The organism is Microvirga sp. BF8, assembly GCF_059888585.1.
This window is the reverse complement of record NZ_CM187619.1, coordinates 1,347,111-1,367,167: the sequence shown is the minus strand read 5'-3', so window position 1 is coordinate 1,367,167 and position 20,057 is coordinate 1,347,111. Positions and strand designations below refer to the sequence as shown.

The following is a 20,057-nucleotide window of genomic DNA, read 5'->3' as shown; positions in this document are numbered from 1 at the left end:
ACATCGGCAGCAGACAGGAGATCGCCATGGATAAGCGTCGTTTGGGCCGTTCCAGCATCATGATACCGCCACTCTGCCTGGGCGGAAACGTTTTCGGCTGGACCGCGGACGAGGCAACTTCGTTCAAGATCCTCGACGCTCTGGTCGAGGCAGGATGCAATTTTATCGACACCGCCGATGTCTATTCCCGCTGGGTCCCCGGCCATGAAGGCGGCGAGTCGGAGGCGATCATCGGCAAGTGGATGAAGGCCCGCGGCAACCGCGACCAGATCGTCATCGCGACCAAGGTCGGATCCGAGATGGGACCCGGCAAGAAGGGCCTGTCCAAGGCACGCATCATGGAAGCGGTCGAGGACTCGCTGAAGCGTCTCCAGACGACCTATATCGATCTCTATCAGTCCCACCGGGACGATCTCGAGACGCCGCAGGAAGAGACCCTGAGCACCTACGGGGACCTCATTGCCAGCGGCAAGGTTCGCGCCATCGGCGCATCGAACTTCACGGCGGCGCGGCTCAAGGAGGCGCTCGACATCAGCGCCCGGATGGGTCTGCCCCGATACGAGAGCCTGCAGCCTCTCTACAATCTCTCCGACCGCGCCGAATTCGAACGCGAACTTCAGCCGCTCTGCCGCGAGAACGAGGTCGGCGTCATCCCCTATTATGGGCTTGCAAGCGGCTTCCTGACCGGGAAGTACCGGTCGGAAAAGGATTTCGGGAAGAGCGTCCGCGGTGCCAACATGGCCAAGTACCTGAACGATCGCGGACGGCGGATCCTGACCGCCCTCGACGAGATCGCCCTTCACCACAACGCCAGTCCTGCACAGGTTGCTCTGGCATGGCTCATGGCGCAGCCGACCATCGCGGCGCCGATTGCGAGCGCCACGAAGGTCGAGCAGCTCAATGACCTCGTCGCTGCAACGCGCCTGAAGCTTGACCCATCGAGCCTCGAGCATCTCGACCGCGCCAGCGCGGAGTGACAATCCCTCTCGCTTGTCACAGGATCCCAGCGATCAATCCGTGCCCGAGTGCTTCCCCGGCCGTCAGATACCAGCTCGTTTCCGCGTTCCGGAGGATCTCCTCCTCGCCGACATCGCTGCCGGCAATCAGTTCCGCGAAACTGTCCCTCTCCAGCTTCACGCCGACCTCAAGCTGGGAGAGGGTCTCCCTGGTGATCTGGAGGCTCGTTGAGAGCGACCCGTTCAGGTGGAGGTGCTTGTCCATCCGACGGCTGTGGATCAGCAGGATGGTGTCGCGGGTCAGATAGCGTCTGGAACGTGGGAAAGCGGCCATGATCGTGATGCCAGCGGAGTAGACCACGGTCTTGCCGAGAAAGTAGAAGTCCTGCCCCATCCGCTCCCGGGCCAGCCGGACCTCGAGGGCGATCCGGCGGGCCACGTCCGCATCCCCGCCGAAGGTCATCAGTTCCACGACAACGGGCCGTCCACTGGGAGCCTTGCTCAGCTTGCTGCTGAAATCGTGGAACATGGTATCATCCACGGACCCGTAGAGGCAAATGTCCGGTTCGATGAGATGCGGCTCGTCAGACATGAAAGCCCCGATATGAGAAGCGGGGCTTTACAGCCCCGCTTCGGAATTCGGTCCCGGAGAGGGTCAACGCTGCCGCCGATCCTCCTGCTTCTGGCGCGGGCTTCCCTGCCGCTGGCGATCGGTGTTCTGCTGTTGGCGCTGCTCCTCCTGGCGCTGGCGCTCCTGGCGTTGTTCGTCCTTGCGATCTGGCATCGGTCTTTCCTCTATGTGGTGGAGCCGTGCTCCAAGCAGGGAACACCGTTACGCAGCCCTTGGTTCGAGCGGGGCTGCAAATTCCATTGGGCGCGCCCGAGGAACAGCCTTCGCCGGACGACGGGACAACGTCTTTAACAGCCGTTGCAGATCCCTCGCTTCACCCGCCGGTCAATGTCCTGATTGCGGCGCAGCAACTGTTGCTCCCGCTCGGTCGACGGGATTGTCGACGGGTCGGCCGGCCTGCGCGAACCGGGCCCGCCGATGCCCGGGCCGCTGGATCCGGTCGTGCTCGGACCGGCATTGGCAGGGCTGCCGCTGCTGCCCTGCGTTCCCGGCGGGGGGAGAGGCGCACTTGGCGCATTGGGCGCAGAGCCCGGCGAGGCTGCGCTCGGCGCCGAACCAGGCGACGCGGAGGATCCCGAACTCGAGCCTCCTGCCGATCCCGAACTGCCACCTGATCCGCCACCCGAGCCACCGCCGCTCTGGGCGAATGCCGCCCCCGCCATGATGAGGCCGGCAAGGGCAGCTGTCATAGCAAGGTATCGCATCGAATTTCCCCGGCACGTTGACTTGAGGGTCAACGTCGCAACCCTGCCGAGGTTTCGGTCAGCGGCGCCAGACGGTCAGGCTGACGGGACCGTTCGGATCAAGAACCTGGTGCTGTCCGGCCTTCATGCCCCTCCCGGCAAGGACAGATTCCACGCTCTCGCCTTCGGCGCAGGCTGAAAACAGCGGAACCCCTCCCGGGATCCGTATTCCCTCCGCGCGAGACAAATGAAAGGCGGCATAACCGATCCCGAGGAACAGATCGAAGACCCGGCGCCCGCCGGGGACCGCGACCCGCCCACCATCTGGAACCGCACGACGCACCACTTCGTCCCAGGGCAGATCCTGCGGGTTCCACCACCAGGCATCGCTGCGCTCCTCAAGGCCGGATGCGGACGATGATACGACGATGCGGTGCCGCCGCCGCGGGTTCGGATGGGCTTCGTGGCCAAGCCGACCCAGGACAACGGCCACGGCCCGGTCGAGCTCCGCCTGGAAATACGACCAGTCCGCCTCGCTGCGCAGAGCCTCCGGCATGCGTCCCTCGGCATCGGCGATGCGGTCGTCGTCGGAGACAATGGCGTAGCCGTGAACCTCGATCATCGGGCAAACTTCCTGTGATGCGCGATGGCCGCGCTCATCAGGGTTCCGAGCACGACGGCGTTCAGGATGTGCCAAAGGAAATGGGTTCCCATGGGCAAAGACGCACAGAGCGTCCGGTCGAGCGACCGAAAGACGAGCGATACGATGAAAATTGCCGCGGCTGAAAGCAACGCCGTGCCGGCGAGCCGTTCCTGCCGATCCATGCAAAGCGCGCTGACCCCGAGGAGCGCCGCGGCTGCGGGAAGGTAGCCGACGGAGCCGTTGAGGGTCAGCCCTGGAAAGATGCTGCTCCAGAGGGTCTCGAAGGACATGTTGAAGACCGCAAACAGCACGGTGGTTCCTATCGCTATGGCCATGCCCAGCTGCAGATAGCGGCGCAGGGCGAGGAGGAAGTAGCTGTAGATGAAGACTGCAATCGGCACGACGTCAGCCAGGAGCGACCAGCGCTCCGCAACCGTGTGGAAGAGGAAGCTTCCGATTCCGACCATTGCGGTCACGCCGATCAGCCACAGGACCGGCCCGTCCTTTGCATCGCTTCTGTACCATCTTGCGAAGGCATAGGCCGCGGCGACGAGGAAGGCCGCGTTCGTCACCGCGTTCAGCGGCTCGGACCAGAAAGAGACGTCGACCCGCTCGCAGTAGTTGTCGACCGGAGAGAACCAGGAGGCTGACATGGAGGCATCCGTTGTGTTGGTGGATTTCGGTTTCACCTTGCCGGCCCAGGGCAGACGTCCGATGAAGCGAAAAGGGTTGGAACAACCGTGCAGGGTACGATGTAAATTGCCACCTGCGGTGACAGCCACTCGGCTCCGCCGTGCCCATGCGCGTGACAGCCGGTCTTCATCACTCGCTCCAGCCTCGAGCACTGCTGAAGTCGCGACCTTGCCGTAGACCCATGAAGCGCGCGGCACGGCTGACATTACGGAGGTCACAGTATGCGCAAATCACAATGCCCGTCTTCCTTCTCAGGTCCCCTCCTCCTCAAAGCGACTTGTGGCGTCGCGATCGCGTTCGTATCGTCTCGTGAGCGGAAATGGCGGCAACCAGGACTCACGCCGGACGACCCAGCTTTCGTAGGTTGGCATCAGTTGGTCAGGAGCATCCAGGGACCCGAGGTTCACCTCGATTTCGTCAGCGGTGCGTGCGAAAACGGACGATCCGCAGCGGGGACAGAAAGACCGCCCCGCATAATCGCGTGTTTCGCCGTCGATCGTCACCGCATCCTGAGGGAACACCGCGGAGGCGTGAAAAAGGGCCCCGTGATGCTTCCGGCAGTCGAGGCAGTGACAAAGGCCGACCCGGTACGGGCGTCCTGACGCCACAATCCGGACGTTGCCGCACAGGCAGCTCCCCATGAATCGGTCCATGCCGCTCCTCCTGCGACGCGCTGCTCCGCGCTTGCTGTGCACGGAGGAACAATATCACGCAACCTCTGGCCGATGCATAGCCCGAGATCAGACCCGCAATTGTTCGCGAGTCGGTGCCGCCGGGGCGGCCCCTGCGCAATATGCAACGGACATCCCCCGCGCGATCCGAAGGAAATTTTTGCAGCGGTTAGCGCTGGTGGTATGGTGGCGCTCACGTAAGTGTTCCGTCAATAATTCGTGCGTTCTTTCAATAGGTTATCCGTCGAATGCGAATCGCCACCTGGAACGTCAATTCAATCAAGCAGAGGCTGGACCACCTCGTCACTTTCGTGAAAAGCGCCGAGCCGGATATCGTCTGCCTGCAGGAATTGAAATGTGTGGACGAGGCGTTTCCGCGCGCCGAGGTCGAGGCTCTGGGCTACAACGTCGCCACTCATGGGCAGAAGGCTTACAATGGCGTCGCCATTCTGTCCAAGCGTCCGCTCGAGGACCTTCGCCGGGGCCTTCCGGGCAACGAAAGCGATGACCAGGCGCGCTATCTCGAAGGAGTGGTTTCGACGGAGACGGGCGTCGTCCGCGTGGCCTCGATCTATCTGCCCAACGGTAATCCCATCGGCACCCCGAAATTCGACTATAAGCTCGCCTGGATGGACCGGCTGACCGCTCATGCCGGCCAGCTGCTCGCCCTCGAGGAGCCTCTCGTCCTGTGCGGAGATTACAACGTCATTCCGGAGCCGAAGGATGCCGCGGACCCGGCCGCCTGGCTCAACGATGCGCTCTACCAGCCCGAGAGCCGGGCGAAGTTCCGGGAGCTCCTGAACCTCGGCTTCAGCGATGCCGTCCGTGCCTGCAACGACCAGCCGGGCCTCTATTCGTTCTGGGATTATCAGGCGGGCGCCTTCCAGCGAAACAATGGCATCCGGATCGATCACCTGCTGCTCTCGCCGCAGGCGCAGGACAGGCTCAGAACCACGTCGATTCGAAAGGAAGTGCGCGGGTGGGACAAGCCCTCGGATCACGTTCCCGTGCTTGTTGATCTCGACCTAACCTGATGGCCGGAAATCGGTCTCAGTGACGGGACTGGATGTATTGCTCGAGCAGGGCGAGTGCGAGCTTCCGGTCGCTTTCACCGGCATTCTCGAAGGCATCGTCGTAGAGCTTCGCGATCCATTGATCCTTGCCGGGATCGATCGATTCGCGGGCCAGTGTCAGCCACATCAGGCCTTTCGCCCGCTGCCGCGGCACCCCCTGCCCCGTCATGAGCAAGTGTCCCAGGACCGCTTGTGAAGGGTGATGCCCCTTTTCCGCCGCGAGATTCAGCCACCGCGCCGCCAGCCGGATATCCTTGTCGACCCCGGTGCCTTCCAGATAGAGACGCGCCAGATTGTACTGCGCATTGGAGTCGCTGAAATAGGATGCCGCGTAGGTAAACATCTCCACGGCGCGCACCGGATTGGCGCTTACATAGGTGCCCTTGATTCCATCGAGGAAATAAGTGCCGAGCGCCACGAAGGCGCTGGAGATGACCGGCGCGTTCGGAGAATCGGGGCTCTCCTCGGCGTTCTGATCCGCGAGCTTGGAGAAATATTCGAAAGCCTTCAGGTCGTCGTGCTGCACGCCGTCGCCGTCGGCATACATGCGACCGAGCTTCCAGAGAGCGAGCGTGTGCCCCTGCCCGGCGGCATATTCAAGCGCCTGGGCCGCACCCAGCTTGTCACCGGCGTTGTAGTCGCGCATTCCCGTGCGCAGGGCTTCACGGACCGAGCTGAATTTGGTGACCGGCATCAGCGGCTGCGGCCGCGGCGCCGCATCGAGCGCAAGAGCAGTGCCGGTGCCGAGAACGACAGTACCCAGCACGGCAGCGGCAAAACGGAGCAACGGGACCCGATGCGAGCCTCGGGACACAGGATTGCGCCCTGCACGAACGGGCCCCTCCGTCGTTTGACGGCTGGGCAATCGCGACTTGTCGAAACGGCGCGCATTCATGGCGTGTCTACTTCCCCGCTCGGCCTTCCACCCTAGTTACGAATGGTTGCGAAACTAATGTGATCTGCCACGCTCCGCGCCACAGACGCAACGGTCCCCGAAAGCAAAAGCCAAGAAGGCTTAATGCTCTGCTTTCCTTGGGTCGCCTTGTCTAAAGCGTTGGGGTTGAAGCAGTTTAGCCAGGTTCTTGAGTTGAGCTTCGTTTATGGCGGCATCTTGGCGGAGCTTGGGCCAAGATAGGCAGGACTAGGAAGCTTTGAAGGTGTTGCGCGCCCGCAACATTTTTGCAGGCCCCTTATTCTACTTTTGGAGGCATCCCTTCGGCTCGGAATACTTGGCAAGGCCTCCGGGAAGGAGATCGCGTCCTGCTTCCGCCGGCGGCAGGCTCACCCGCCGTGCTCCCGAATGATTCGCTACATCCTGAAGACGCCGAACCTCGTCTCCGGCACGGGCGCGTTGAGGGTGGCCGAAAACGCCAGGGCGAGGACGCGCCGGGTTTCGGAGGGCAGGATGATCCCGTCGTCCCAGAGGCGCGCCGTGGCGTGGTAGGGACTGCCCTCCTCCTCGTAGCGCTCCCGGATGGGCGCCTTGAACGCCTCCTCCTCCTCGGCGCTCCAGGTCTTGCCATCGGCCTCGATGTTGTCGCGCCGCACGGTGGCGAGAACGCTCGCCGCCTGCTCGCCGCCCATCACGGAGATCCGCGAATTCGGCCAGGTGAACAGGAAGCGTGGGGAATAGGCCCGGCCGCACATGCCGTAGTTGCCCGCCCCGAATGAACCGCCGACAAGGAGGGTAATCTTCGGCACCTGCGCACAGGCCACGGCGGTCACGAGCTTCGCCCCGTCCTTGGCGATGCCACCGGCCTCGTACTGCCGCCCGACCATGAAGCCGGAGATGTTCTGGAGGAAGAGCAGCGGAATGCGCCGCTGGCAGCACAGCTCGATGAAGTGCGCCCCCTTCAGCGCGCTCTCGGAGAACAGGATGCCGTTATTGGCGACGATGCCGATCGGCATACCCCAGAGGCGCGCGAACCCGGTCACCAGGGTGGTGCCGTAGAGCCGTTTGAATTCGTCGAAATCGGAGCCGTCGACGAGACGGGCGATGACTTCGCGGATGTCGTACTGCTTCTTGAGGTCCGTCGGCACAATCGCGTCCAGATCCTCGATCGCGTATCGGGGCTCGACAGGCTCGGCAAGGTCGAGGTCCACGCTCTTGCGCGTGTTCAAGGAGCCGACGATGCGGCGGACGATGGCGAGCGCATGGACATCGTCGGTGGCGTAGTGGTCGGCGACGCCGGACTGGCGAGCGTGAACGTCCGCGCCTCCCAGATCCTCGGCCGAGACGACTTCGCCCGTGGCGGCCTTCACCAGAGGCGGGCCGCCGAGGAAGATAGTGCCCTGGTGCCGCACGATGACGGTCTCATCGGACATCGCCGGGACGTAAGCCCCGCCCGCCGTGCACGAACCCATCACGCAGGCGATCTGCGGAATGCCGAGCGAAGAGAGGGTCGCCTGGTTATAGAAGATGCGTCCGAAATGCTCCTTGTCGGGAAACACTTCGGTCTGGTGCGGAAGGTTGGCACCGCCGGAATCGACGAGATAGATGCACGGCAGCCGGTTCTCGCGGGCGATCTCCTGGGCGCGCAGGTGCTTCTTCACCGTCATCGGATAGTAAGTGCCGCCCTTGATGGTGGAATCGTTGCAGACGATCATCACCTCGCGTCCGGCGACACGCCCGATACCGGTGATGATGCCGGCGCCATGGATGGCGTCGCCATACATGCCGTGTGCGGCGAGCCCACCCAGCTCGAGGAAGGGTGCGCCGGGATCGAGCAGGCGCGTCACACGCTCGCGCGGCAGCAGCTTGCCACGGGCGAGATGCCGTTCGCGCGCCTTGGCCGGCCCGCCCTCCGCCACAGCCGCCCTCTTTCCGGACAGTTCCCGTGAAAGCTCGGCCCAGGATTCGCGGTTCGTCCGCGCGGCGTCCGAGGTCAGATCGGCGGATGTGGCGATGACAGGCACGTCGTCGGCCCCCTGCTGTTGCTGAAGCCCCGGAGCGCCCGGAGGCACGATGAAGACTGCCCGGCAAAAAGCCGGTCCGGTTCGGGCGGCCGAGTGAGGGCTGCCGTTTCGGGCGTATTAGCCTTTCGCGCGGATGACAACCTTTTCGCGCACAGGGCCGGGGCCACACCGATAGGCGATGCCGCGGACCAGGAGCCAGTCGCTTGAGCGCTTCTCGAGATAGAGATGCGTCCCGCCCAGCGCGACTGTCGCCTCCAGCATGCCTTCAGTGGCGGATCCAAAGCCCGGCGTGGTGGGGACGGTCGGGCTGACCTCGGCGAGACGGGTGCAGAAGCGCACGTCGGCCGGCGAATCGACGATGTGAATGGTTTCGGTAGGGGTGGGCGTATAGGCGCACGCCGAAGCGGCCAGAGCAATGAAGGAGGCGAGAAGCGTGCGATGCATGGATTATCCGCCGATGGTCAACCGTTCGGACAAGCTTAGAGCATCGAGCGGGCTTGGGAAGAAGCCCGGACGTCCGCGCAGTGGGAAACCGGCCCCTAGTTGCCGGAAAGCAACGGCGCGCCAACCCTTTCCACGGGGCCGAAAATCGCTTCGAAGGTCTTCCGCATCATGGCGTCCATCTCGGGCATCGTCACGGGAATGCCGAGATCGACGAGGCTCGTGACGCCATGCTGGTGCACTCCACAGGGAACGATCCCCGAGAAATGGGACAGGTCGGGGTCCACATTGAGGCTGATGCCGTGAAAGCTCACCCACCGCCGCACCCGGATTCCGATGGCGGCGATCTTGTCCTCGACGGCAGCACCCTTTTCCGGCCGACGGACCCAGACGCCGACCCGATCCTCCCGGCGCTCGCCCCTCACGTTGAACTCGGCGAGCGTCGCAATCAACCATGCCTCCAGGGCCGCCACATAGCGCCGCAGGTCCGGTTGCCGCCGCTTGAGATCGAGCATGACGTAGGCAACCCGCTGCCCCGGCCCGTGATAGGTATATTGTCCGCCACGACCGGACTGGAAAACGGGAAACCGGTCGGGTTCAACGAGGTCCGCCTCCTGTGCGGAAGTTCCGGCGGTATAGAGTGGCGGATGCTCCACCAGCCAGACCAGTTCGGAGGCCTCGCCTTCCGCGATAGCGGCCGCGCGCGCCTCCATAAAGGCAACGGCCTCCTCATAGCCGGTCAACCCCTCGGCGATCGCCCACTGCACAGGCGCCGCGCCTTCGGCGGGCAGAAAAGCGTCGGCCAGATTGTCGCGAAGCCTCGGCACGGCGTCACCTTCTCCGGGTAGGAAACGAGCGCCGTTTTCGTCCCTTATCGCGCCCGAGGTCAACTACGACTTTCCTGGTGGACGAACCGGAACAGGATCGCTATAGGGACGGCACCAAACGGTGGCCTTCGCCCTGCGCAGGGTTCGACTTCGGCGGTGTCGCCGAGTCTTCGCCGGATGGGCTTGCGGTGGCGCAATCGATCTTGTATAGCCACCGCCTCGCCAGGGGAAACAACCTTGGCTTTGAAGGTTTCGCGGTCGTGGCGGAATTGGTAGACGCACTACCTTGAGGTGGTAGCGGGGAGACCCGTGGAGGTTCGAGTCCTCTCGACCGCACCAAACCTTCGAGATGGCCCTGAAGGCCACAAAAAGAGGTCCCGCTTGCGGGGCCTTTTTTGTTGGGCGGACACGGTTGTCATTCGGATGCGAAGCCGCTTCACTGAACATCGGGCCCAAGGGTGAACTCCACTCTCGGGATCCATCCGATGCTCAATCCTAAGCGGCGCATGGTCGCCTCCGAAACCGGGTCCACTTTTCCGCGCGATGCCCTAGTTTTCACAGTGACTTCATCCGAATCTCTCGCCCCCCGGGGCAGCTTCCGCAGATGGCTGAATCAGCCTTGCAGGAACTGCCGCTAACCGACTCTTTCTTCTCGTCTTTACGGCGCATTGTGCTCATCGGGGCATGCGCCTAAAAGGCCTCTGGATCTTCTGAGGACAGGCTCATGCAGGACGTCGAAAACAGGACGCCGCCTCCCTCCCTCGCTGGCGTGGCGATGGATCCGTTGAGCTTCCGGGATGAAAACGAGGACATCAACCCCGCCTTCCTGGATGCGGTGGCGGCGGCCATCCGTGCCGCCGATTCCGAGCGGCTGCAGCATTTCGTCGAGGATTTCCACGAATCCGACCTCGGCGACCTGCTCGAGGCCCTGGACCACGACGACCGTCCGCGTCTGATCGAGCTTCTCGGCCCGGCCTTCGATTTCGCAGCGCTGACCGAGGTGGATGACGCCGTCCGCGAGGAGATCCTCGAGGAACTGGAGACCCAGACCGTCGTCGAGGGCGTGCGCGAACTCGATCACGACGACGCCGTCTACATTCTCGAGGATCTGAACGAGGAAGATAAAGCCGAGATCCTCGACCAGCTCCCGGCCATCGAGCGCGTCGCCCTGCAACGCGCCCTCGAATACCCGGAGGGGTCGGCCGGCCGGCGCATGCAGTCGGAGCTGATCGCGGTGCCGCCGTTCTGGACGGTCGGTCAGACCATCGATTTCATGCGCGATACCGACGATCTGCCCGACACCTTCTACGAGATCTTCGTCATCGATCCCGGCGGCCATCTTCTCGGCGCGGTTCCTCTCGACCGGCTCCTGCGCAGCAAGCGGCCGATCACGATTCAGGAGATCATGAACGACGACCCGGACCGGGTAGAAGCGACAGATCCGCAGGAGAATGCAGCCCGCATCTTCCAGCGCTACAACCTCGTCTCCGCCGCCGTGACGGACGAGGCCGGCCGGCTCGTCGGCGTTCTGATGGTCGATGATATCGTCGACGTGCTCGACGAGGAGGCCGATGCCGACATCAAGCAGCTCGGCGGCGTCAATTCCGAGGAGGAACTTTCGGACACCGTGTGGGACATCATGAAGAGCCGCTCGACCTGGCTCTTCGTCAACCTCTGCACGGCGCTCGTCTCCGCTTCCGTGATCAACGCCTTCTCCGGCTCGCTTCAGAAGATGGTCGCTCTTGCCGTCCTCATGCCGATCGTCGCATCCATGGGCGGGAATGCGGGAACGCAGACGATGACGGTCGCCGTGCGGGCGCTGGCGACGCGGGAACTCGGCCGCGCCAATGCCTGGCGCATCATCCGCCGCGAGATGATCGTCGGACTTCTCAACGGGCTCGTCTTCGCCACCCTCATGGCCGGCGTCGCCATCTTCTGGTTCGGCACCGCCAATCTCGGCCCGGTGATCGCCCTTGCCATCGTCGTGACCCTCGTCTCGGCCGCCTTCGGGGGGATCATCATTCCCCTTGTGCTCCATCGGTACGACGTCGATCCGGCAGTCTCGTCCGGGCCCCTCGTCACGACCGTCACCGACGTGGTCGGCTTCTTCTCCTTCCTCGGGATCGCGACTTTCTGGTTCGGGCTTTGACGGCCTGCTCTGCGTAGAGCGGTATTCTTCGAGCACCAGCCGGATCACGCCTCTCCTGGGGACTCCTCTTTCGAGGTGTAGACAAATGCGACGAAGCCGTGTCTTTTTCGGGGATGGGCGGCACCCTTCAAGAGTCCGTTAAGGACTTTCAGGCATCGCTCATAGGGTCCAGCAGTTGCGTAACTTTCTGATTGATCCCCATGACGCGTCGCACCTCTCGCCGCCCGAAAGCCCGACGGTTCCCGCTCCTGGCTCTGAGCCGATTTGGGGCCGTGACCACTCTCGCCATCGGCCTGGCCTCCTGCGCGATCGCGCCGACCAGCCGCTACCCCGCGAAATCCGATGCAAAACCGCATTCCGGCGTCGCATCGGCGCATCGCCTTCCGATTCACGGCGTCGACATTTCCAAGTGGCAGGGCAAGGTCGACTGGGCGGCCCTGCGCCAGGCCGGAACCAAATTCGCCTTCATCAAGGCGACCGAAGGCGGCGATCACGTGGATAACCGGTTCCTGGAGAACTGGTGGGGCGCCAAGAATGCCGGCGTCCCGCGGGGCGCCTACCATTTCGTCTATTGGTGCCGGCCGGCCCATGAGCAGGCTGCCTGGTTCAAGAAGAACGTGCCCCAGGATCCGGATGCCCTCCCCCCCGTCCTCGACGTGGAGTGGAACGGCGAATCGCAGAATTGTCCCCGGAAGGTACCGCGCGAGCAGGCCCTCGCGATGATCGAGACCCTGCTTCGGGAAATGCAGGCCCATACGGGCAAGCGTCCGATCATCTACACCGACATCACCTTCCATAAGGAAATTCTCGAAGGGGAATTCAACGATTATCCCTTCTGGATCCGCAGCGTCGCGGCCGAACCCCATGAGCGTTACAGCGACCGGCGCTGGACATTCTGGCAGTTCACGACGACCGGTCGTGTCCCTGGCGTGACCGGCGATATTGATCGCAACACATTCTACGGCACCGAGAACCAGTGGCGCATGTTCGTCCAGAGCGCCTGTGACCCCCGCGACCACCAGCGCCTCAGGCCCACGGGCGTATGCCGCGAGATGGATCCGGTCCAGACGGCCAGCATCGAGGAGTGAGACCGGAACCATCTGGGCCTTCTTTGTCCACACACGACCATCCCGAATCCAGGCTGGCCTTGGCGTTGCCGCAAGGTAACACGCTCGGAGAAATGCCTTACCAAACGGAATTGTTGGTAGAACGACTAGGCTTTTTCTCACAATACTCCGCTCCCGGCCAAGGACGACTTTGATTTGCGCCTCCGTGCCGGAGCGGAGGCTCCATGCATTATTCGTCCCGTTTCGACCGCGCGCTGCAAAAGCCCCTCCGGCGAACCGGTGACGTCCCCGCTCGTCTGCTTCAGCCTGCCGGAAAGCTGTCCTCGCGGGCAGCCCTTTTCGGCACCGCCACCCTGCCCTCCGTCACGCGTTCGGGTCTTTGCCTCGGCGCAGCCGTTCCCATCGCGTTGGGCCTAGGCCTCGCCGGGCTTCCGATCGCGGCCTCGGCAGCCTGCCTGCCCGGCGCGACGACGGCCTGCAGCGCTCCCGGCGGCATCGGCGAACCGGGGCGTTCCGGCAGCGGCGGCGCAGGCAATGGCGATGGCGGCGGCACCAGTATTCTCTCTGGCAGCGATACGATCGTTGTGCCCGGTTTACCGGGGTCGGGAGGCAATGGCGGCAAGGGAGCGGACGGAGACAACACCGGCGGAGACGGTGGCGCCGTCGGCCTCGCTATCGGCGGATCGATCGCCATCAACGCGAACCTGCCAGGTGCGGCAGGGCAAGCCCGCCCCACCAGCGCTAACTTCGGCGCAGGTGGCGGCGGTGGCGGCACCGGCCTTTATTTCAGCGGCTTTGAGCTGACGATCAGCCCTAGTGGCTCGGTCCAGGGCGGTGCAGGAGGGGTGGGCGGGGCCACCTTCAACACCGGCAGCGGCAATGGCGGCGGAGGCGGGGGAGGTGGAACTGGCATCGCATCGGTGGCCGCAGGCGCGCAGATCACCAATAACGGCTCTATTATCGGTGGCCGCGGGGGCGACGGTGGAGACGGTGGCTTCGGCGGCGGCGGAGGCGGCGGCGGCGACGGCCTCATGGTGTTCGGCGTCAATTCGTTCATTACCAATATCGGCACAATTACAGGGGGCATCGGCGGCTTCGGCGGCTTCGGCAACTCTTCCGGCCGCGTCGGCTCGGGCTTCAGCGGAGCGGGCGTCAACCTCGCCGGCTCCGGCAGCGCCCTCGCCAACGTCGGAACGATCGTCGGCGGCGCCGGCAACGACGCTCCGGCCGGGGCCGGGATCATTGCCCGCGGCAACGCTACGATCACCAATGCCGGCACGATCAGCGGAGGGCTCTACAGCGACGGCATCACAAGGGCATCCGCGATCCAATTCGAAGGGACGGGCAACACGCTAAATCTGCTCGCCGGCTCGAATATGTCCGGCGACCTAAGCCTTGCACCGGGTGCGGGCGCAACGATTGCGCCGCAGAATGCAGGATTGACGCTCGGCAACCGCATCAGCCTCGGCAGCGCCGCCTCTGCCGTAACGTTCAACGTGACCTCGTCTGGCCCTTCAACCCCGATGAATCTTCTCGCGTCCGGAGCCATTTCCGGCAGCGGGACTGTCACCAAGACCGGTTCTGGTATTCTGACGCTGACAGGTGCCAATACCTATACTGGCGGCACGACCTTATCGGCCGGTACCCTGGCGGTCGGCCATAGCGCCGCGCTTGGAACCGGAGCCCTGAACATGGCCTCCGGCACAGTGCTGCAGGCGACGACAACCGGCTTGTCCCTCGCCAATCCGATCACGATGGCCGGCGGCATGGGCTTCATCGACGATCAGGGCACCGTGCTCACCCTGTCGGGCGCGGTCTCCGGCGCTGGCGGCCTGACGAAGCTCGGCACAGGCAGAGTCTTGCTGTCGAGCGCCAACACCTATGCCGGCGGCACCATCGTCAATGGCGGCTGGTTGTACGCCGACGGCGCCGGCACGCTTGGCACCGGCGCTGTCACCGTCAATGGTGGCTACCTCCAGTTGCAGAACGGCTTTAACGCCAGCGGCATGGTCTTCTCGACCGCCAATGGCTACACCTTCTTCACGGGAACCGCCACGGCCGGTAACGCGGTTCTCACCGCCGATGCCGGCGGCGTGACATCGTTCCAGGACGGCAGCAATGCCGGCAGCAGCATCGTTGTCACCAATGCTGGCGGCCTCACCGAGTTCTGGGGCTGGAGCACCGGAAGCAATGCGCAGCTTGTCACCTATGCCGGCGGCGTAGTCGACTTCTCGGGGAGCGCTGGCCCGGCATTCGACCGCAAGCTGACGGCGGGCTCGATCGAAGGTGGCGGCACCTTCCAGCTCGGCGCGAATGCACTGACGGTCGGCGCCAACGGCCAGTCGACCACGGTCGGCGGCGTGATCGAAGACGGCGGAGCCGGCGGCGGCACCGGCGGCAGCCTGATCAAGACCGGTACCGGCACGCTCACGCTTTCGGGCGCCAACACTTACAGCGGCGGCACAGTGGTGCAGGACGGCAAGCTGGTGGTTAACGGCTCTCTGGTCTCGGCTGTCACGGTGAACGGCGGGGCGCTTGGGGGCATCGGCAGGATTGGCGGGCTGTCGGTGCAGAGCGGCGGCTTTGTCAAACCGGGCAACTCGATCGGCACGCTCAACGTCGCCGGCAATGTCGCCTTCGGCCCGGGCTCCTTCTATGCGGTCGAGATCGACGGCGCCGGCCGCTCCGACCGCATCGCCGCGACCGGCGCCGCCAGCCTCACCGGCGGCACGGTGACGATCCTGCCCGATGCCGGCGTCAACTTCGTCGCCGACACCCCCTATACCATCCTCACCGCCTCGGGCGGCGTCACCGGCACCTTCGCCGGCCTCCAGAGCAGCGAGTTCGCCTTCATCTCGCCGACGCTGGGCTACAGCACCGATGCCGTCACCCTGACCATGGTGCGCAAGACCGAACAACCGCCCGCGCCGCAGCCTCCCGCACCCCGGCCGCTGGCCTTCCACTCCGTGGCGGTGACGAAGAACCAGTACCGCACCGCCGACGCCATCGAGGCGCTGCGCGCCGGCAACCGCCTCTACAACACGGTGCTGGGTGCGAGCGTCGTCGGCGCCAGGCAGGCGTTCGATGCGTTGTCGGGCGAGGCGCATGCGGGTGCGGTGACGGCGGCCTACGGCGATGCCCGCCTGGTCGAGACCGCCCTGCTCGCCCGCCTGCGCCAGCCCCTGATCGGCTCGTCCGTGCCGCTCTTGGCCCAGGGCCCCTATCCCGCCGCCTTTGCCGCCGACCGGCCCGGGACAGCGCCGCAGCCCGTGGCCCTGGCCCCGGTCGAGCCGCGCTATGCCCTGTGGGGCGAAGGCTTCGGCGCCTGGGGCCGCCGCCGCTCGGACGGCAATGCCGCCAGCCTCGCCACCGCCACCGGCGGCTTCCTGCTCGGCGCCGATGCGCTCGTCTCCGACGGCCTGCGCCTCGGCCTCGCCGGCGGCTTCACCCGCACCCGCTTCGACGTCGATGCCCGGCTCTCCTCCGGCACCAGCGAGAGCGTGGTCGGCGCCCTCTACGGCACAGGCTCGTGGGGCGACCTGAATCTGCGGCTCGGCGCGGCCTATGCCCGCCACGACATCGCCACCCGGCGCAGCATCGCCTTTCCCGGCTTTGCCGATGCCGTGAGCGCCGCCTATGACGGCTCGACCCTGCAGGCGTTTGGCGAGATCGGCTACCGGATCGGCCTCGGAGCGGCCGCCCTCGAGCCGTTCGCCGGCGCATCCGTGCTGCGGCTCGACACCGACCGCTTCCAGGAGACCGGCGGCGCGGCGGCGCTCACCGGCTTTGGCCAGCGCTTCGATCTCGCCACCACCACGGTGGGGCTGCGCGGCGCGGCCCAGATCGGCGACCAGGGGCCGCTGACCCTGCGCGGCCTGCTCGGCTGGCGCCATGCCTATGGCGATGTCGCGCCGGCGGCGCTCCTGGCCTTTGCCGGCGGCACCAGCCCGTTTGCGGTCGCCGGCGTGCCGCTCGACCGCGATGCCCTCGTCGCCGAGGCCGGGCTTGCCTGGCAGGCCGCCGACCGCCTCAGCCTCGGCCTCAGCTACAGCGGCCAGATCGGCCGCCGCGCCCAGGACCACACCCTCAAGGCAAACCTCCTCTGGACCTTCAATACCCACTGAGACAACAGCCCTCATCGTCCGAGGGAGGCCTGCCATCGAATGCCTGCGCTGCCAGAGCTCACTTTTCTTTTCGCACCCGCTTGAAAAGGGCAGTAATGCTGACCAAAATGGTCCGATAACAAGCCATCACGCTCCCGCCCCTGCGGATCGACGGATGGAGGGAGGGACCGATGATACCGAATGTCAGCAAGACCTTTAATTTCGACCTCGGCGAGACCGCCGAGGCGATCCGCCAGACAGTGCGCGATTTCGCCCAGGATCACATCGTGCCGCGGGCGCAGGAAATCGACCGCACGAACGAGTTCCCGCGGGACCTCTGGCCCAAGATGGGCGAAATCGGGCTGCACGGGATCACGGTCGAGGAGGAATATGGCGGGATCGGCCTCGGCTATCTCGAGCACGTGATCGCCATGGAGGAGATCTCCCGCGGATCGGCCTCGGTCGGACTGTCCTACGGCGCTCATTCGAATCTCTGCATCAATCAGATCCGGCGCAATGGCAGCGATGAGCAGAAGCGCCGCTATCTTCCGAAGCTCATCTCCGGCGAGCATCTCGGCGCGCTGGCCATGTCGGAGCCCGGATCCGGCTCCGATGTGGTCTCCATGCGCACCCATGCGGTGAAGCGCGGCGACCGCTATGTCATCAACGGCAGCAAGATGTGGATCACCAACGGGCCGTCGGCGGATGTCCTGGTGATCTATGCCAAGACCGATCCGGAAGCCGGTCCGCGCGGCATGACCGCCTTCATCATCGAGCGCGGATTCACGGGCTTCTCCACGCAGCAGAAGCTCGACAAGATCGGCATGCGCGGCTCCGACACCTGCGAGCTCGTGTTCGAGGATTGCGAGGTGCCGGAGGAGAACGTGCTTGGCAAGGTCGGCCGCGGCGTCAACGTGCTCATGTCGGGCCTCGACTATGAGCGCGCCGTGCTGGCGGCGGGACCGCTCGGCATCATGCAGGCGTGCATGGACATCGTGCTGCCATACATCCACGAGCGCAAGCAGTTCGGCCAGCCCATCGGCAGCTTCCAGCTCGTGCAGGCCAAGGTCGCCGACATGTATGTGACCATGAATGCCTGCAAGGCCTATGTCTATGCGGTCGCCAAGTCCTGCGACCGGGGCGAGACCACCCGCGAGGACGCAGCCGGCGCGATCCTCTACGCGGCCGAAAAGGCGACGCAATGCGCCCTCGACGCCATCCAGCTCCTCGGCGGCAACGGCTATATCAACGACTACCCGACGGGCCGCCTGCTGCGCGACGCCAAGCTCTATGAGATCGGCGCCGGCACGAGCGAGATCCGGCGCATGCTGATCGGGCGGGAACTGTTCGAGAAGACGGCGTGACCGCCGTCTACTTCACCTCGGTCTCATAGATGTAGAGGGTCGACTTGTCGTCCTCTGGCATGAAGTAGCCGCGGATCCCGACGTCGCTGGTCTCCATCCAGACCGGATTGTGCGTCATGTCGTATCCCGACGCCGTCCACAGCAGAATGGGCGTCTGGAAGAGCGGGCGACCGTCGGTCAGGCTCACAAGGTCGAGACCGCCGAGGCGGAAGAGCGGCCCTTCCGTTGTCACCCGCATCTCCGTCACGCCCGAGCACAGCATGCGATGGCCGCCGGCATATTTGCAGTCCTGATAATCGAGATAGTGGGACGTGTTGAGCCTGCGGAGCTTCTCCGGCGCCTCGTCGGCATTGGTCGGCTTACCGTCCTGCCCGAGGGTCCACCGATAGAAGCGGCGCGATCCCCAGCTGACGCCGTGGAGGGAATTGTCGTCGGTGTCGTGCACCAGGCCGCCGATATGGTCGGCGACGCGGAACATCTCGGTGGCCTGCATCGTCTCGGGATCCACGCGGTAGACGATGGACTTGCTGTTGGGACGATACTCGGCGACCGGCACCCAGATGTGACGGCCGTCATAATCGATCCCGCCGGGATGATAGATTGAGCCTTCTCCGAGGGTGATTTCGGACACAAGATTGCCCTTCAAGTCGATTTTGAACAAATGTGCCACCCCCTCGCCGGTGTCCCTGTCAAATCCGTCAACCGGCTGGGCGAATCGCTTGGTCGGCGTCGTAATCTCGACCGAAGACACGAAAAGAGCGTCTCCAATCTTCACCATGCCCTGAGGGTGGAAGGTCGGGAAGTTGATCGTGACGGCGGTGACGGGTTTCCATTGCGTGCCGCGCGAGAGCTTCATGACCCGCTCGGCAAGCGTGTCGCGGCTATCGGCCGCTAAGGCGGCAGGTGCGAGGGCACCGATCGCAAGAGCGGCGAGACAGGTGGACAAGAGGCGCATCGATCATTCTCCGGCATCAGGGCCGCCCCGCGGACGGTCGCCACCAGTTTTGGAGCGGACGGGCGCGTCGACAATGTGACAACCGGCATTTTTACCGGTTGGCGAAGCTCCTCTCCGGGAGCTATGAGTGGCGAAACAGACATTGAAAGAGACCGTCATGACCCTGGACAAAGCCATCGCCGATGCCCTGCGTGCATCCTCCACCGCCACGCTCACGACGGTCCTTCTCAAGAAGGGAATCCGGCGCTGCTGGATGCAGGGCCCGGTGCCCATGTTCAATGCTCCGGAGCGCCTCGTCGGACGGGCCTTCACCCTGCGTTTCGTCCCGGCCCGCGAGGATCTGGCGACACCGGAATCCTGGTCCTCGCCCCGCTCCACCCGGGCGGCGATCGAGGACATGCCAGAAGGCTGCATCGCCGTGGTCGACTCCATGGGTGTCACCGATGCCGGCATTTTTGGCGATATCCTGACCGCACGCATGAAGAAGCGCGGCGTGACGGCACTGGTGACGGACGGCGTGGTGCGGGATGCCGCCGGCGTCGAGGGTACCGAACTTCCCGTCTGGTGCGCCGGCGCCGCGGCCCCGCCCTCCGTTGCCGGCCTCACCTTCGTCGGCTGGCAGGAGCCCATCGGCTGCGGTGGAGTCGCCGTATTCCCCGATGACGTGATTGTTGCCGATGGCGACGGGGTGGTCGTCATTCCGGCCGCGCTGGTCGAGGACGTCGCGAAGGCGGCGGTCGAGCAGGAAAGGCTCGAACTCTGGATCATGCGCGAGGTCGAGAAGGGCGTGCCCCTTCCCGGCCTCTATCCGCCGAACGCGGAGAACAAGGCCCGCTACGAGGCCGAGATGGGCGGTCAGTAAGACCGCACCGGGGAAGACGGCTC

General features: G+C 64.7%; 17 protein-coding genes and 1 tRNA gene. 8 read left to right on the top strand and 10 right to left on the bottom strand.

Annotated elements, in window-relative coordinates; all coding sequences use genetic code 11:
- The first annotated feature begins 26 nt into the window (after positions 1-26).
- A complete protein-coding gene (locus AC522E_RS06565) occupies positions 27-977 on the top strand; it encodes an aldo/keto reductase (protein WP_500749573.1) in 951 nt (316 codons plus the stop codon).
- 16 nt (positions 978-993) lie between these two features.
- Here AC522E_RS06565 and AC522E_RS06560 read toward each other — a convergent pair whose 3' ends face one another.
- From AC522E_RS06560 to AC522E_RS06540, 5 genes are all read right to left on the bottom strand, one after another.
- Positions 994-1,548 (bottom strand): peptidase S14, encoded by a 555-nt coding sequence (locus AC522E_RS06560; RefSeq protein ID WP_500749572.1) that lies wholly within the window; start codon positions 1,546-1,548, stop codon positions 994-996.
- A 63-nt stretch (positions 1,549-1,611) separates the two neighbouring features.
- Positions 1,612-1,740, bottom strand: coding sequence for a hypothetical protein (locus AC522E_RS06555; RefSeq protein WP_500749571.1), 129 nt, complete (start codon positions 1,738-1,740; stop codon positions 1,612-1,614).
- A gap of 609 nt (positions 1,741-2,349) precedes the next feature.
- Positions 2,350-2,892 (bottom strand): dihydrofolate reductase family protein, encoded by a 543-nt coding sequence (locus AC522E_RS06550; protein WP_500749569.1) that lies wholly within the window; start codon positions 2,890-2,892, stop codon positions 2,350-2,352.
- A complete protein-coding gene (locus AC522E_RS06545) occupies positions 2,889-3,566 on the bottom strand; it encodes a ceramidase domain-containing protein (RefSeq protein WP_500749568.1) in 678 nt (225 codons plus the stop codon). The genes AC522E_RS06550 and AC522E_RS06545 overlap by 4 nt, the downstream gene beginning before the upstream one ends.
- A gap of 291 nt (positions 3,567-3,857) precedes the next feature.
- The gene (locus AC522E_RS06540) at positions 3,858-4,259 is read right to left on the bottom strand and encodes a GFA family protein (protein WP_500749567.1); all 402 of its coding nucleotides are present in this window, start codon (positions 4,257-4,259) and stop codon (positions 3,858-3,860) included.
- Between the two features lie 266 nt (positions 4,260-4,525).
- Between AC522E_RS06540 and xth the strand changes: the two genes are divergently transcribed.
- Positions 4,526-5,311 (top strand): exodeoxyribonuclease III, encoded by a 786-nt coding sequence (gene xth, locus AC522E_RS06535; protein ID WP_500749565.1) that lies wholly within the window; start codon positions 4,526-4,528, stop codon positions 5,309-5,311.
- Positions 5,312-5,327: 16 nt separating this feature from the next.
- Here xth and AC522E_RS06530 read toward each other — a convergent pair whose 3' ends face one another.
- The 4 genes from AC522E_RS06530 to lipB form a co-directional block, all read right to left on the bottom strand.
- On the bottom strand, positions 5,328-6,215 hold the full coding sequence (locus AC522E_RS06530) for a tetratricopeptide repeat protein (RefSeq protein WP_500750601.1): 888 nt from the start codon (positions 6,213-6,215) through the stop codon (positions 5,328-5,330).
- Between the two features lie 443 nt (positions 6,216-6,658).
- On the bottom strand, positions 6,659-8,266 hold the full coding sequence (locus AC522E_RS06525; RefSeq protein WP_500749564.1) for a carboxyl transferase domain-containing protein: 1,608 nt from the start codon (positions 8,264-8,266) through the stop codon (positions 6,659-6,661).
- A 117-nt stretch (positions 8,267-8,383) separates the two neighbouring features.
- Positions 8,384-8,710, bottom strand: a complete 327-nt coding sequence (locus tag AC522E_RS06520; RefSeq protein ID WP_500749563.1) for a hypothetical protein — start codon at positions 8,708-8,710, stop codon at positions 8,384-8,386.
- Between the two features lie 95 nt (positions 8,711-8,805).
- The gene (gene lipB / locus AC522E_RS06515) at positions 8,806-9,534 is read right to left on the bottom strand and encodes a lipoyl(octanoyl) transferase LipB (protein WP_500749562.1); all 729 of its coding nucleotides are present in this window, start codon (positions 9,532-9,534) and stop codon (positions 8,806-8,808) included.
- 254 nt (positions 9,535-9,788) lie between these two features.
- Here lipB and AC522E_RS06510 point away from each other — a divergent pair.
- The 5 genes from AC522E_RS06510 to AC522E_RS06490 all read left to right on the top strand — a co-directional run bounded on the left by AC522E_RS06510 (position 9,789) and on the right by AC522E_RS06490 (position 18,217).
- Positions 9,789-9,873: transfer RNA gene (locus AC522E_RS06510), tRNA-Leu, on the top strand.
- A gap of 385 nt (positions 9,874-10,258) precedes the next feature.
- Positions 10,259-11,683, top strand: a complete 1,425-nt coding sequence (gene mgtE, locus AC522E_RS06505) for a magnesium transporter (protein WP_500749561.1) — start codon at positions 10,259-10,261, stop codon at positions 11,681-11,683.
- 200 nt (positions 11,684-11,883) lie between these two features.
- Positions 11,884-12,771, top strand: coding sequence for a glycoside hydrolase family 25 protein (locus AC522E_RS06500; protein ID WP_500749560.1), 888 nt, complete (start codon positions 11,884-11,886; stop codon positions 12,769-12,771).
- Positions 12,772-12,974: 203 nt separating this feature from the next.
- Positions 12,975-16,874 carry an autotransporter domain-containing protein gene (locus AC522E_RS06495; protein WP_500749559.1) on the top strand — a complete coding sequence of 1,300 codons (3,900 nt, stop codon included), beginning with the start codon at positions 12,975-12,977 and terminating at the stop codon, positions 16,872-16,874.
- Positions 16,875-17,044: 170 nt separating this feature from the next.
- Complete coding sequence (locus AC522E_RS06490; RefSeq protein ID WP_500749558.1) at positions 17,045-18,217, top strand: isovaleryl-CoA dehydrogenase; 1,173 nt, start codon at positions 17,045-17,047, stop codon at positions 18,215-18,217.
- Between the two features lie 7 nt (positions 18,218-18,224).
- On the opposite strand, the gene AC522E_RS06485 is transcribed toward AC522E_RS06490, so the two are convergent.
- Positions 18,225-19,172, bottom strand: a complete 948-nt coding sequence (locus AC522E_RS06485; RefSeq protein WP_500749557.1) for a DUF6454 family protein — start codon at positions 19,170-19,172, stop codon at positions 18,225-18,227.
- Positions 19,173-19,329: 157 nt separating this feature from the next.
- On the opposite strand from AC522E_RS06485, the gene AC522E_RS06480 reads away from it, so the two are divergent.
- Positions 19,330-20,034 carry a ribonuclease activity regulator RraA gene (locus AC522E_RS06480; protein WP_500749556.1) on the top strand — a complete coding sequence of 235 codons (705 nt, stop codon included), beginning with the start codon at positions 19,330-19,332 and terminating at the stop codon, positions 20,032-20,034.
- The last annotated feature ends 23 nt before the right edge of the window (positions 20,035-20,057 follow it).